The organism is Corallococcus llansteffanensis, from assembly GCF_003612055.1.
GTDB lineage: Bacteria > Myxococcota > Myxococcia > Myxococcales > Myxococcaceae > Corallococcus > Corallococcus llansteffanensis.
On sequence record NZ_RAWB01000277.1, the window covers coordinates 1 to 13,030 of the forward strand.

At 68.0% G+C, this 13,030-nt stretch carries 11 protein-coding genes and 1 pseudogene; 5 read left to right on the forward strand and 7 right to left on the reverse strand.

The window, feature by feature from the left end:
• The 3 genes and pseudogenes from D7V93_RS45150 to D7V93_RS24250 form a co-directional block, all read left to right on the forward strand.
• Window positions 1–751 (forward strand): annotated as a pseudogene (locus D7V93_RS45150) (hypothetical protein); the annotation flags it as partial.
• Between the two features lie 172 nt (window positions 752–923).
• Window positions 924–2,729: a hypothetical protein gene (locus D7V93_RS24245; protein ID WP_120645666.1), complete on the forward strand. Its 1,806-nt coding sequence runs from the start codon at window positions 924–926 to the stop codon at window positions 2,727–2,729.
• A 37-nt stretch (window positions 2,730–2,766) separates the two neighbouring features.
• The gene (locus tag D7V93_RS24250; protein WP_120645667.1) at window positions 2,767–3,519 is read left to right on the forward strand and encodes a hypothetical protein; all 753 of its coding nucleotides are present in this window, start codon (window positions 2,767–2,769) and stop codon (window positions 3,517–3,519) included.
• An 84-nt stretch (window positions 3,520–3,603) separates the two neighbouring features.
• On the opposite strand, the gene D7V93_RS24255 is transcribed toward D7V93_RS24250, so the two are convergent.
• Window positions 3,604–5,247, reverse strand: coding sequence for a LysM peptidoglycan-binding domain-containing protein (locus D7V93_RS24255; protein ID WP_244237478.1), 1,644 nt, complete (start codon window positions 5,245–5,247; stop codon window positions 3,604–3,606).
• A gap of 213 nt (window positions 5,248–5,460) precedes the next feature.
• Here D7V93_RS24255 and D7V93_RS24260 point away from each other — a divergent pair, with 213 nt between their 5' ends.
• Window positions 5,461–6,456: a hypothetical protein gene (locus D7V93_RS24260; RefSeq protein WP_244237479.1), complete on the forward strand. Its 996-nt coding sequence runs from the start codon at window positions 5,461–5,463 to the stop codon at window positions 6,454–6,456.
• A 4-nt stretch (window positions 6,457–6,460) separates the two neighbouring features.
• Here the strand turns inward: D7V93_RS24260 and D7V93_RS24265 are convergent, their stop codons facing one another.
• The 6 genes from D7V93_RS24265 to rdgC form a co-directional block, all read right to left on the reverse strand.
• Window positions 6,461–7,372, reverse strand: a complete 912-nt coding sequence (locus tag D7V93_RS24265) for a hypothetical protein (RefSeq protein ID WP_120645670.1) — start codon at window positions 7,370–7,372, stop codon at window positions 6,461–6,463.
• A 152-nt stretch (window positions 7,373–7,524) separates the two neighbouring features.
• Window positions 7,525–8,700: a hypothetical protein gene (locus tag D7V93_RS44505; RefSeq protein WP_147451299.1), complete on the reverse strand. Its 1,176-nt coding sequence runs from the start codon at window positions 8,698–8,700 to the stop codon at window positions 7,525–7,527.
• A gap of 185 nt (window positions 8,701–8,885) precedes the next feature.
• A complete protein-coding gene (locus tag D7V93_RS24275) occupies window positions 8,886–9,779 on the reverse strand; it encodes an SGNH/GDSL hydrolase family protein (protein WP_147451300.1) in 894 nt (297 codons plus the stop codon).
• On the reverse strand, window positions 9,776–10,672 hold the full coding sequence (locus D7V93_RS24280; protein ID WP_158623842.1) for an SGNH/GDSL hydrolase family protein: 897 nt from the start codon (window positions 10,670–10,672) through the stop codon (window positions 9,776–9,778). Before D7V93_RS24280 ends, D7V93_RS24275 begins: the two co-directional genes overlap by 4 nt.
• A 112-nt stretch (window positions 10,673–10,784) precedes the next feature.
• Window positions 10,785–11,474: a hypothetical protein gene (locus D7V93_RS24285; protein WP_120645674.1), complete on the reverse strand. Its 690-nt coding sequence runs from the start codon at window positions 11,472–11,474 to the stop codon at window positions 10,785–10,787.
• Window positions 11,461–12,111 (reverse strand): recombination-associated protein RdgC, encoded by a 651-nt coding sequence (gene rdgC, locus D7V93_RS24290; RefSeq protein ID WP_120645675.1) that lies wholly within the window; start codon window positions 12,109–12,111, stop codon window positions 11,461–11,463. The genes D7V93_RS24285 and rdgC overlap by 14 nt, the downstream gene beginning before the upstream one ends.
• A 213-nt stretch (window positions 12,112–12,324) precedes the next feature.
• On the opposite strand from rdgC, the gene D7V93_RS24295 reads away from it, so the two are divergent.
• On the forward strand, window positions 12,325–13,030 hold a 706-nt coding region (locus tag D7V93_RS24295), incomplete at its 3' end, for a D-alanyl-D-alanine carboxypeptidase (RefSeq protein ID WP_244237480.1).

Below are 13,030 nucleotides of genomic sequence, written 5' to 3' on the forward strand. Positions count from 1 at the left end.
GCTGTGGCTCACCACGGGCGATGCGCTCCTGTGGCGGCAGACCGGCACGACATCGCCCTGGACGCCGTCCCTGTACCTGCTGGAGGACTTCGCCTCGCCCCAGGTGCAGCTGCGAGCCATCAGCGTGGGCTTCTTTGGATTCTCACCCCTGGGTGGAGGATCCAGCGCCCTGGACTTCCGGGTGGAGTGGCGCACCGCCCACGAACCCCTGCCCGCGGGCACGCTGCGGCCCGTGAGCCGGGGCGCGACATGCGTGCCGTCCATCCCGGAGGGCTGTCCCTGGACGGACGGCCGGCTCGAAACCGTGGCCCTGTCCAACCCCAAGACAGACCCACGCGTGTACGGCCTCACCGTCACGCTGCCCCAGCCCACGCGCCCGCGCCACGCGGTGGTGCGCGGCCTGCGCCATGCGCACGGCTACGAGGGCAAGGAGTGGCTCGTCCTGGAGGGCAGCCTGGATGGCGAGCACTGGCAGCTCCTCAACCGGACCGTGCTGCGGGACATGGACTCACGCACCCGGGCCGTGAACGCCGTCCTGCACAACCCCTACGGCGACCTCGCCCCACAGGACTCGCCCTACGGGGATGCCCCCATCCTCCTGGGAGACGAAGAGCCCGTCTTCATCGAGCTGCCCCTGTCCGACGCGGAGCCCGCGCGCTACGTCCGGCTCTCCGTGGAGCTGTTGGACTTCGAAGGCAGTACATCCCCCGGAGCGCTCATGAAGCTCGCGGAGTTCTCCGTCTTTGAATAGCGCCGGGCGTTGATGGGTGACGCTGGCAAGCGTTGCCAGCAGCTCCCGCCCCCGGACGGCAAGCATTGCCGGGCGCTCCCTGTCAAAACCCCGTGGGCGGGGGGCTTCCGGGCCGGCACGTGGAGTGCACTGCGTGTGAACGCAATCCGTTCACCCCCAGGAGCGCTTCCCCATGTCACAAAGACTCTCCCTCGGTGCCTTTGGCGCCCTGGCCTCGCTTTGCCTTGCCTCCAGCGCATGGGCCGGCGCGGTCGAAGACTTCAAGAAGGGCAAGGACGTCCAGCTCACCGCCGTCTCGGCGGTCATGGACGGCGAAATCTACTCCATCGCCGGCTTCCAGATTCCCAAGGCCGCCGACACGCTCAACATCACCCTCACGGGCGCGGACCTGGGGCTGAACTTCTCCCAGTCCGTCTTCCTCACGGGCGTGCAGAGCGGCAACTCCATCCTCTGGACGTTCAACCAGACGTTCAATCCCCCCATCGCCGTCGATGGGACGACCGTGGTCAACCACGTCTCCGGGTTGCTCATCGTCAACGCAACCCTGCTCGCGGGCACCCACCACCCGCTGTGCGGCTTCCAGCCCTGCCTTCGCGACGTGCTGCTCACGCACGCTCCCGGCTCCTGGATCCTCGTGGAGGGAGAGGGCGCGCTCGGCATCGATTTCTCGCGGCTCGTCATGGTCGACTACTTCCGCGCGCTGGGAGGAATCCCCCAGCCCGGCCTCTCCGCCTTCTACGTCCCGGGCACGGCCAAGGTCTGCTCTTCGCCCGTCACGACCTACCTGCCGATGACCGCGTTCCTCACCGGGTTCGCGCCGTCAGGGGGCACGAAGGTCGACTTCGTGAGCGCCTACCCCAAGGGCCTCAAGGTTCCGCCCAACCTCACCGTCCCCGGCGGTCAATCTACCGCGTCGTTCAAGGCCGCGGTGGCGCCTGACTTCACCGGCCAGGTGAACGTGGTCGCGTCGTCCGCGGGCGCCATCTACTCCCGCCTGGTGCAGATCTTCCCCCAGGCGGACTGTGACAGCGGCGGCAACCGGAACGACCCGTTCGACGTGCGGGCCTACGTCCCGGACCTGCTCCTGGGATGCATCAACTGCTCGGAGCTCATCGACCTGGGCATCCGGGGCCAGGGCCTCCTCCGCGTGCAGGGCCTGGATGTGTACTTCAATGGCAGTCAGCTCCGCCGCCTCTCCAGCGTGTTCGACGTGGTCTCGGTGAGCGCCGTGGACATGACGGACAGCGGGCTCGTCACCGGCTCGATGGTCGTCCGCGCGGGAGAGGCTCCGGTGGCGTTCAGGGCCAGCCTGGAGGGCGGCCCCACCACCCCGATCGTACTGGGTGCCTTCACCCCCACCGCCATCACCGCGAGCGGCGTCGTGATTGGCAATCACACCTCACGCACCAGCAGCGTCGCCATGTATCACGATGGCAGGTCGCTGAAGGAGCTGCCCATCCCCGGCGCCACCCGCAGCCAGGCCCTCGCGGTGAGCGAGGCCGGACACATCGTGGGCACCTACGAGCGGGACGGTGACGTGCGGGCCTTCCTCTTCACGGAGGGCGTGTTCCGGACGCTTCCCCAGCTTTCGCGCGCCACCACGACGGTCCCCGTGGCGGTCAACAACCGGGGACAGGTGGTCGCCCACTCCGTGGACGCCACCGGTGCCGTGCTCGCGGTGGCCATCATCGAACCCAATGACACCTTCCACCTCCTCGGCGTGCCCTCCGGCTTCACCGGGCTCACCGCCACCTCCATCAATGCACGGGGTTGGGTCTCGGCGACCGCCACCTCCCACACCGGGACGAGCGGCTTCCTCTACACCCGCGAGGATGGATGGGTGGATCTCAACCGCCGGCTCTCTCCGGCCGGCAGCGTGGTGGTGACGGACGCCCTGCGCATCACGGATGCGGATCAGGTGCTGGTGCACGGGACCGCCAACGGCAACCGCGCGCTCTACCTGCTCACCCTTCCCTGACCCACCTCCCTGCCCACACCCTCAAAGGATTTCCATCATGATGAAGCACAAGAACAAACTCCTGCTCATGGCGGTCGTGTTCACCCTGTTCCAGGGTTGTGCGAGCTGCCTGCAGGAACCCTGCGTCCCCGGCATCAAGTTCCCGGAGCCCGGGTCCTGTCCCCTCAAGGGACATCCCCAGGGCTCGTCCGGAGGAAAGTGCAACAACTTCATCGGCAACTTCGGTTGCGATGATCCGGACCACACGTGTGTCTCCAACACCTGCATTCCTTGCGGCCAGCCCGGCTCGGTCTGCTGCGAGCATCAGGGGTGCGACGGCATGGCGACGTGCGTGAAGCCCAAGGAGGACCACACCTTTTCCGTCTGCTCCAATGAGTGCGTCCAGGTGGGCGACAGCTGCTGCACGAACAACCAGTGCGGCTCCGGCATGGTGTGCAACGCCAACCTCAAGCAATGCGTGCCGGCGAACGAGCCCACGTGCGGAATGGGCCCCACCCTCTTCGCGCTCGGGGTGATCTCCGACAACACGAAGTGCGGCGACGTGATCTTCATCAAGGAAGCCAGCCTGCAGGCCGCGAAGCAGTGCGTCCAACCCCAGGTCCAGGCCGCCGGGACGCACTTCGCCCCGGACAACACGCCGCTGCAGGAGTTCACCTTCTGCAACTCCGGCTCGGGGATCGACCCTTCGGCGACCGTGACCGTGGCGGCGTTCTCCTCAACCGATGCGGCGACGTGCGCCCACAACCTGTGCACCAACTGCGCGAGCACGGCTCCCGGCCCCTGTCCGTAGCCGCGGGCCCATGAAAAAAGCCCGGTCGGCCCTCTGGGAAAGAGGGCCGCCGGGCGAGCTCACAAGCGTGGGAGGCGGGGACGACTACCCGTTGCGGCGCACCATCGCGACGTCGTAGCGGCGGTCCGTCACGTAGCCCTCGGCGGCCTTGCCGGGGCGGGTCATCGCGCCCGTCTTCTCATCCACGTAGAAGCGGTTGTTGGGGTTGGTGTCCTTGCCCTTGCTCGCGTTGGTCGTCCCCGGGTCGTGGAACGTGTAGTAGGTGCGGCCCTTGTCGTCGACGCCGCGGCCCGTGATGGTCACGAAGTGGTCCGTGAGCCCGTCCGCGTTGTACTTCGCGTCCTTGTGGCTGACGCCCACCACCACCGGCTTGCCGGCGTCCAGCTGCTGGTCGATGTACTTGCGACCCTCGGCGGCCTTCTTGGAGTTCACCGAGAGCTGGCCGGTGCTGTTCTCGCTGGTGCCCACCTGGATGCGGCTGTCCGGGCCCGTCACGTTCGCGCCCACCTTGCCGGCCATCGCCTTCGCGGCGTCGAAGCACGCGGTCTTGCTGGGGGTGAAGCCGTGGCCGCCCTCGAACTGGCTGTAGTACGGCACCTTCACGTGCACCGCGGGGCCCGACTTGGACGGCGCCACCGTCTGCGTGTCGTTGAGGTCCACTTCCGTGGTGGGCTTCTGCGAGTTGGCGCCCGTCGTGTTGCTCGTGGCCGGCTTCGTGTTGCTCGTGGCCGGCTTCGTGCCGCCCGTCGTGTTGCTCGTGGCCGGCTTCGTGTCTGCCGTCGTGGTACCCGGGGTCGTGGTGCCGCCCGCCTTCTCCTTCTTGAGCAGCGCGAGCGCGTCCTTCACCTCGGACTTGAAGCGGTTGGCCACGCCCTCCTGCACGCTCTTGGAGTTGCTGGAGAAGTGCACCAGCGTGCCGCTGGAGTTGGTGCGGCCGCGCTCGGCGTAGATGTCCTTGATGAGCTGCTCGTCGCTCACCTTGGAGGGGTCGCGGCCGGCCAGCGCCTTCTTGAAGATGTCATCCGCCGCGCCCGGCCCGTGCTGCACGGACGTGGACCAGGCCACGTCGCGCAGCGCCGCGGACCGCGTGTCCAGGTCGATGCCCGTCGCCTTCTTGATGTTGGCGGCGCCCACGTCGTAGTGCGTGGCCTTGATGTAGTCGTGCTGCGCCTTGTCGAAGCCCTTGGGGTCCTTCGCCGCGAGCTGCTTCCACGCGTTGGAGAACGCCTCCGAGCCCGGCTTGCTGCCCGACAGCGCCGCGTGGAACTCCGGGTTGCTCTTCTTCAGCGAGTTCACGAACGACTGCGCGGACCCGTTCGCCGACGCGAACTGGTAGGAGCCGTACGACACGCCGCCGTGGTCGCCCTTGCCCGTGGACACCGTGCCGGGGCCACGCGCCTCGTACTTGCGGCTCAGCCCGCCCAGCTCGCCGCCACCCGCCGGAGCCGTCGTCTGCTTCGTGGTGTCCGTCGCCTTCGTCCCGCCCGTGTTGGACGTCGCCGGCTTGGTGGTGTTGGTGGCCGGCTTCGTGCTCGTGCCACGCGGGGGCTTCGTGTCGAAGCCGTCCGGGATGCGCAGCGACTGGCCCGCGCGGATGCGGTCCGGGTCCTTGATGTTGTTGGCCTTGGCCAGCGCCGCCACCGTCGTGTCGTTGCGCTTCGCGATCGCGGAGAGGGTGTCGCCGGAACGGACGCGGAGGCTGGAGACGGTCATCGAAGGCACCTTCATGTCGGGCCGCGAACAACGGGGGTCGCGGACGTGATTGGATTGCCGTGATTATCGACAGGCAATGAAGGCAGTTTCTCATTCTCAGTCACAATCGTGTCAAACCAGTGATTCCAGTAACTTCAGTTTCGGCGGATCAATCCGCTGAGACTAGAGAACCCGCCCAGGAGGCCCAATCGGATGTCCAGGATCCAACCGGATTTCAAAATTTTGCCATTGCTGTTCGCCCTTGGCCTCACGGGCGCGGTCCCGAATGCCTCGGCTCAGGGGCCTGGAGGACTCACGGGCGTCTATTCCAAGGATGGCGGGGCGCTGGCCATCGTCGAGGGGAGCAACGAGACGCTGATCCACTACTCGGCCGGCTTTCCGCAGGGCGACAGCGTGGGCACGTGCGACTGCGCGCTGGTCGTTCAACGCAAGACGTCAACGCGCTGGACGCTGAACGTGGCCGGGGAGAAGGAGCCCTGGACGCTGCGCGTCGAACCCAAGCAGCTCGTCCTGGAGACGAAGGCGCCCACCTGCTGCGGCGCGGGCTACCCGGGCAAGGACACCTTCACGCGGGGCACGCCCCAGCCGCTGACCGTCTGCAAGGTGAAGGCATCCAAGGCGGGCTTCTTCGCGTCGGATGAAGCCAATACGCCGCGCAAGACGTTCGTGGTGTCTGGCGACGCGGTGGAGGCCTACCTGGACCCCGTGGAGCCGGACCTCATCCCCGCGCGCTTCCAGGGGCCCCAGAAGGCCACGGCGGGGCTGCTCAAGCGCGCGGACCTGGACTGCGAGGCGGCCAAGGCCCCCACGGCGAGCAAGGCGCCCGTGGCGGCCGACAAGCTCCAGCCCTTCGCGGGCACATGGGTGGAATTGACGCGCAAGGGCAAGGGCTTCGTCATCCTCAAGCCCTGCTCCGCCAAGAACCGCAGCTTCACCGTCAAGCCCGCGACGGGCGAGGTGGAGGTGCAGCTGGGACAGGAGGCGACGACACTGAAGGCGACGTCGCTGGAGCCCGGCAAGGGCGCCGGGGCCTGGGTGCTGGGGCTCACGTCCACGGAGGGCAAGCCGGAGGCGCTCCAGTGGAAGACGGCCGACGCGGCGAAGGGCACCGTGTCGGTGACGAGCCCGGACCTCTTCTCCCAGAGCCATGACTACGTGCGTCAGGAGAAGCAGTCCGCGTTCCCGGTGAAGCAGGAGACCGGCTGCGACGAGTACGAGCAGTAGCGCGTCACGGGTCCGGGCGCTCCGCCCCCGGGTTCAGCCGGGGCGCGCCTCCCGGGCCCAGCAGGCCCTGCATGGCGTCGAAGAGGTTGAGGTTGGAGCCGCTGGGGAGGAAGACGACCTTGTCCAGGCCTCCCACGACGGCGGCCTGGGCCTGGGCCGCGACGGCCTTCACGAAGTTCTCCCCGCCCCCCAGCGCCTCCACGCGCTGGCGGAACTGCGAGGCCTCCACCTCGGCGAGCCGGGACTGGCGCTCCACCTCCAGGTCGTTCAGGCGCTGCTGCCGCTCCAGGGCCATCTGGGTCGTCAGGCGCTCGCGCTCCAGCTCCGCCTCGGAGCGGATGCGGGAGGCGCGGGCGTCGGACTCGGCGCGGGCCAGGGCCTCCTCGCTCTCCACGCGGGCCTTCTCCAGCGACACGACGGTGACGGACTCGTCGGGCACGTAGCGACCGGGCCCGCGCACCAGCCACTCGTCGCCGGCCTCGCGGCGGCGGGGCGCGTCCGGGGCGCGTGCGTCCGTGAAGGCGGTGAGCGCGCGCAGGCGCAGCGCTTCCGACACGCCCAGCACGTACTCCGGGACGATGTCGCCCTCCAGCTCCTCGCCCGGATACAGCGGGAACACCTTGGGGCCGACGCGGACCTCGCGGTCCCCCACCGCCAGCCGGGCCTGGCCGAAGTCGTCCAGCACCACCTGGCCGTCCACGCGCACCACGGGGTTGCGCACCACGCACCAGTTGCCGGCGCCCACCTCCACCATCCGCTCCTTGGCGACGAGCGTGAGGTGCGCCTCCAGGGTCAACACCCGGGGCCCCACCTCCATCAGCACCACCCCCCGGTTGGCGTCCTCGATGTATGCGTATTCGCGATTCTTCAGGGAGATGCGCTGGATGGCTTCGGTGCTGGGGAGGGCGGACGGCACGGGGCACCTGCTCGGGGCGGAGGGTTCACCCGCGAGTCATTGCCAGCCGCGTGCCGCGCCCTGCCCGTCCTGAAACGATCCTGCGATGTTCCGACCTGGAACAGCCGCCCGCTCCATTCCGGAGCGGGCGGCGGTCCAGACTGGCGCGCCTTTCAGTCCTTGTGGATCCACACGAGCATGCGCGTCGCGTCATAGAGCACGAACCTGGCGTCCCGAAGGAAGGAATTGCCAACCTGCGCCGCCGGGGTGGTCCAGGTAGCAATCCCCCCACACTTGAGGCTTGCCGGCGTCGGTGTCTTGATGAACAGGTGGGCATCTCCATAGGAGCGCACGGGCTGATCGTCGGTGCCCATGAACTCCAGCCGCGCGCCTTCGGGAAGGAGAAACTCCTGGACCGTGTCGTTGGCCCCTCCGCACGCACTCAGCTGGCTGGGCGGCGTCCCGACCGGAACGGTTTTGACTCCCGCCTTGGTCAACATCTCAAGCAACGCCTTGTTGCCATAGAGGCTGTGCCTGACGATTGAATCATCAAGCCCTGAGTCCAGCTGGCCTATGAAACGCGCCCCGCCCATCCGCAATGGAACGGTAGGCACGTTCGGCACAAGCTCACTGGCACCCGCGCCTGAACGGAGCCGGGTCATGTTGAACAACCCCGAATCGTTGATCGCGAAGTAGCCGCGGGTTGTGAGCGGCCGCAACCCGGCACTCTTGAGCTGGTCGTCATCGCACAAGGATCCAGAGCGATTCCGGAAGACAAGCGAGCGCTCATAGTCGAGCGCGAAGGTATTGAGCACCAGGAAGTCAGCCCCCACGATACCCGCCTGTCGCCCGACTGTCGGGTCTACTTTGTTGCCCGAGTGGTCAGCTTGTGCAAGGCACACGTTTCCCCATCCACCAAAGAAATCAAAGTTCCCAAAGCGGCAAAACGTGCCCGCGACTCCTGACTGGCAGAGGGTTTGATCTCGAGCGCAGTTATCAACAATCACCTCCGGCTCGTTCTGTCCGAACGCTTGGTGCGCCCGGTCAATCGTGCTGTACGTCGAACCGAAGTCCAGCAGGAACCTACCCGTGAGCGGAGCGCCCGAGGGTGCCGACAACTTGACCTCAACAAATGGCCATTGGCCAGACACCCAGAGAGGTCTGCGCTCCCCCAGACACGCATCCAAGCTGGAGAACGGCCGACTGCTGGCGACTTCTGGCTGAGCAGGGGCGGCTTGTTCAGGTTTGTGGGCACAGGCAGGCAACAGCCAAAGCGCCAGCACTGCCGCGCCCAGGCGCCAAAGCAGCCCAGCGTCGAGACTGGCATACCCCTGTTTTTCGGCAGACATGTACAGTCATCCCCCAGATGGTGATTGCGGCCAACACCCTAACACGAACACCGCGGCGGGGACGCTTGGTGCCCTCCCCGGTGAAGTGCAGTTCCTGGAAGCGGGCCCAGGAAGCCAGGGATGCTGGAACAGCCGCCCGCTCCATTCCGGCACGGGCGGCGGTCCAGACTGGCGCACCGGGGTGACTACTGAGCGCTCCACGCCTCCACGGTCCACTCGTCGGCGGAGAGGCCGGCGCTGAAGCCGAGGGCGTCGGAGACGAGGTCATGGCCGTAGTCCGCGAAGATGCGGTGGCTGTAGCTCGTGGGGTGGATCTCATCCCAGAACAGGTACGTGTCCGGGTTGACAGCCTTGCCCTTGCTGGTGCCGGTGACGTTCGTCAGGCCGTACGCGGACGGCGACGCGATGATGGCGTTGAACTGGTTGTAGGCGTTCATCCCGATGAAGGTGACGGACGGGAAGTCCTGGCGCAGCTTCGTCAGCGATTGCGCCCACAGGGTGTTGAACTGGCTGGTGGGAGGAGCGAGCACGGTGGTGCCCAGGCCGCCCGGGACGGACAGCGCCGCCGGCGTCTTGTTCAAGGGCGGCATGTTCACCCACAGGATGCGCTTCGCGCCCGCCGCGACGAGCTTGCGGATCTGCCCATTGATGTTGGAGACGGCCGTCGTCGCCGCGGCCTTGATGCCAGCCGAGTCGAACGGGTTCGCCTGGGCCTTGTAGTTGATGTCATTGCCCCCGCCCCAGAGGACATACAGCGCCGTGGAGGACGCCGTCGGGTGGGCCGCCAGGTAGCTGTTCACCTGGCTCGTCATCCCGCTGGTGACGGCGCCGCCCCGGGCATAGTTCGTGCCGCCGCTGTCGGACGCCGTCAGGGGCAGGCCCAGCTGCGTAGCGAGCTGCTTCACCCAGGTGCCGGCAATCTGGCTGGAGGGATTCGTCGTCGGACCGCTGGTGGCGATGCCGTTGTTGCCGTTGTCACTCAGGCTGTCGCCAAACACGACGATGCTGCTCTGCGCGCCAGCGTGGAACGGGAGGAGGACGGCCAAGATGGCCGCGAGCAACAGGAAGGGATGCTTCATGGCTGCGCGCTCCACTCCTCAACGGTCCACTCGTCGGCGGTGAAGCCGGCGCTGAAACCGAAGGCATCGGAGACGAGGTCGTACGCGTAGTTCGCGAAGATGCGGTGGCTGTAGCTCGTCGGGTGGATTTCATCCCAGAACAGGTACTTGTCCGGGTTGACCGCCTTGCCCTTGCAGGTGCCGGTGACGTTCGTCAGCCCATACGCGGACGGGGCCGCGATGATGGCGTTGAACTTGTTGTAGGCGTTCATCCCGATGAACGTGACGGACGGGAACTCGCCGCGCAGCTTCGTCAGGGACTGGGACCAGAGCGTGTTGAACTGGGAGCTGGGCGGCGAAAGCACGCTGCTGCCCAGGCCGAACGGGATGGACAGCGCCGCGGGCGTCTTGTGGAGCGGCGGCATGTTCACCCACAGGACGCGCTTCGCGCCCGCGGCGACGAGCTTGCGGATCTGCCCTTCGATGTTGGAGACGGCCTTGGTCGCCACGGCCTTGATGCCAGCCGAATCGAACGGGTTGTCCATCGCCTTGTGATGGATGTCGTTGCCGCCGCCCCAGAGGACATACAGCGCCGTGGACGACGCCGTCGGGTGGGCGGTGAGGTAGGCGTTGACCTGGTTCGTCATGTCGGCCGTGACCGAGCCGCCCTGCGCGTAGTTCGTGCCTCCCTCGTCAGAGGCCACGAGCGGCAGGTCCAGCTGGTCCGCGAGCTGTTTCACCCAGGGACCGGAGATCTGGCTGGAGGGATTCGTCGTCGGACCGCTCGTCGCGGTGCTGTACTTGCCGTTGTCACTCAGGCTGTCGCCAAACGCGACGATACTGCTCTGCGCGCCAGCGTGGAACGGGAGGAGGACCGCCAGGGCGGCCGCGAACGACAGGAAGGGATGTTTCAAGGAGGGCTCCGAGAGGGGGGAACACAGGCGTCTGCCGCACTGTGTCACCGATCTCGGAGCTTTTCCAGGTTTCTCTACGCTTCCATGTTTTATTCCGGATGTTTCAGCGGGCTCAGCCCCGCGCGGCGCGGGCGTCGCGGCCCTTGGCGCGGGCGGCCTTGGAGAGCAGGTCGGAGCCCTTCTCCTCGCCCTTCATCCACGCCTTCATCGCGGGGACGACCTGCTTGCTCCACGCGCGGCCGCCGCGCACGGCGAGGAAGGCCGTCACCAGCGCGTCCACCAGGGCGGAGAGCTGTTCGGTCAGCTCCAGGCGCTCGGTGAGCTGATCATCCTCCTCCTCGGTCATCAGGGCGGGCAGCTTGGCGGCGCGGATGTCCAGGAACTCCGCATCCAGGGTGAGCTCGAACTCGCGCTCGCCGTGGGAGATGCGCAGCCGCGCCTGGGACACAAGCAGCCCCCGGTCCAGCGAGTGCCGCACGTTCTCCGAGTACGGAGCCAGCGTGCCGCGCGCGCTCAACTCCGTGACGTCACCGGCCACGCCGCGCAGCACCACCTTGCCCAGGTAGAGCGCCGTGACGGACGCGCCGTCGTGCTCCACCAGCGGGTCGCCGGACTCCGTGCGCCACAGCAGCCACGTCAGGAACTCGCGCCCCAGGTAGGCCCGGCCGCGCAGGAGCTGTTCGCGCGCCTTGCCCTGTTCGACCTCGGCCTCGTCCTTGACCTCTTCGGTCGAGCCACCATCCACGCCCACGTCGCCCCGGGCGAACGCCGCCTCGATCCGCGCCTGCTCACCCTTCGCCATGGCTGTCCTCCACCGAAGCCGTCGCCGGCAGGTCCATTCCGATGAGCTCCGCCGTGGGGCCCAGGGCCTTGTCGTCGATGCCCGCGCGCTGCGCCATCGAGGCGGGCGTGATGCCAATCACCTTCACCGCCAGGGCGCCTTCCAGGGCCACGGAGATCTCATCCACCGTCTTGCGGGACGCGGCCCAGATCTGCACCTGCTGCGTCTTCAGGTTCCACGTCACGTCCAGCACGCTGGTGCGCGGCACGGCCCGCTGCCGGAGCAGCTGCTTCAACTCCGCGCGCTGCTTGTTCTTCTCCGCGCGCGCGGGCGGGCGGCTGTTCTCCTTGGCGAAGGCGGAGGACCACTTGTCCAGCTCCGCCTTCATCATGGAGGCGGGGACCTTCAGGGTGTCGATGCGGAAGGCGAAGAGGGCGTACTCGCCATAGAAGAGGTTGCTGGTGGAGAAGTCGGAGGCCTCCGCGTTCTCCAGCTCCACGAAACCGGCCGCGCGCTCATCTTCGGAGCGGCGGTCGATGGGCTCGAACGCATGGGACTTGAGTCCCTTGGTCAGCCAGCGCTTCACGTCGGACGGCGCATCCTTGGCCGGCTCGGTCCGGAAGCGCGAAAAGGTCACGGCACCACGTAGGACAGGCATGGGGCGCGGGAGGATGGGGGGCCGGTGCCGTGGCGTCAAGGCACTCGGGGTGGCTGGACGCACTCGCGTGGGAATAGCCGGCGCACCCGGCCGTTGCGCGCCCGTCGTCCCTGCCCGGTCGCCCTCCGGGCCGTCTTCCCGTGCACGCCCGCCCGTCCCCGCCGGCCGGAAACCATGACACTCCCAGGCACGCGACATACGGTGGCCGCCGCCATGCGCCGAGCCCTCCTCCCCGTCAGCGTCTCCACCGCCACCGTCCTGCTGTCCGCCTGCGCCCACGTGCCTTCCGGGCCGGAGGCCCCCCCGGGGAGCACCCTGCCCGGCGTCACCCGCACCCTGCTGGAGACGCTGGAGGCGGACGGCGCGCTCGCCGGCGCGTATGTGGTGGACGCGCGCACCGGCGAGCCCCTCTTCAAGCACCGGGAGAACGTGCGGCTCCTGCCCGCGTCCACGATGAAGGTGGTGTCCACCTCCGCGGCGCTGTCCGCGTTGGGGGCGGACTTCCGCTTCGTGACGCCGGTGTCGCTGGAGGGTTCGCAGGTGGGCGGCCTGTTCCTGGGCGACATCGTGGCGCAGGCCTCCGGCGACCCGTCCCTGGGCTCGTGGCGCTTCCCGGAGACGGCGCTCGCCTGCGACCGCATCGCGGAGGCGTTCCAGGCGCGCGGCATCCACCAGTGGCGCGGCAACGTGCGCATCGCCGGCACCGACGGCGTGGACGGCCTCATGGGGCCGGGCTGGGCCTGGGATGACGCCGCCTATGCCTACAGCGCGGCGCCCACCCCGTTCGTCTTCCGCGAGAACGTGGTGGACCTGGCCCTGGCCCGCGCCCCCGGCTCCACCTGCGCGGACGCGCCCGCCGTCCAGTGGACCCCCACCTTCGCCACGCTGTCCGCCGTGGTGCGCGTGGACGTCAACGCGG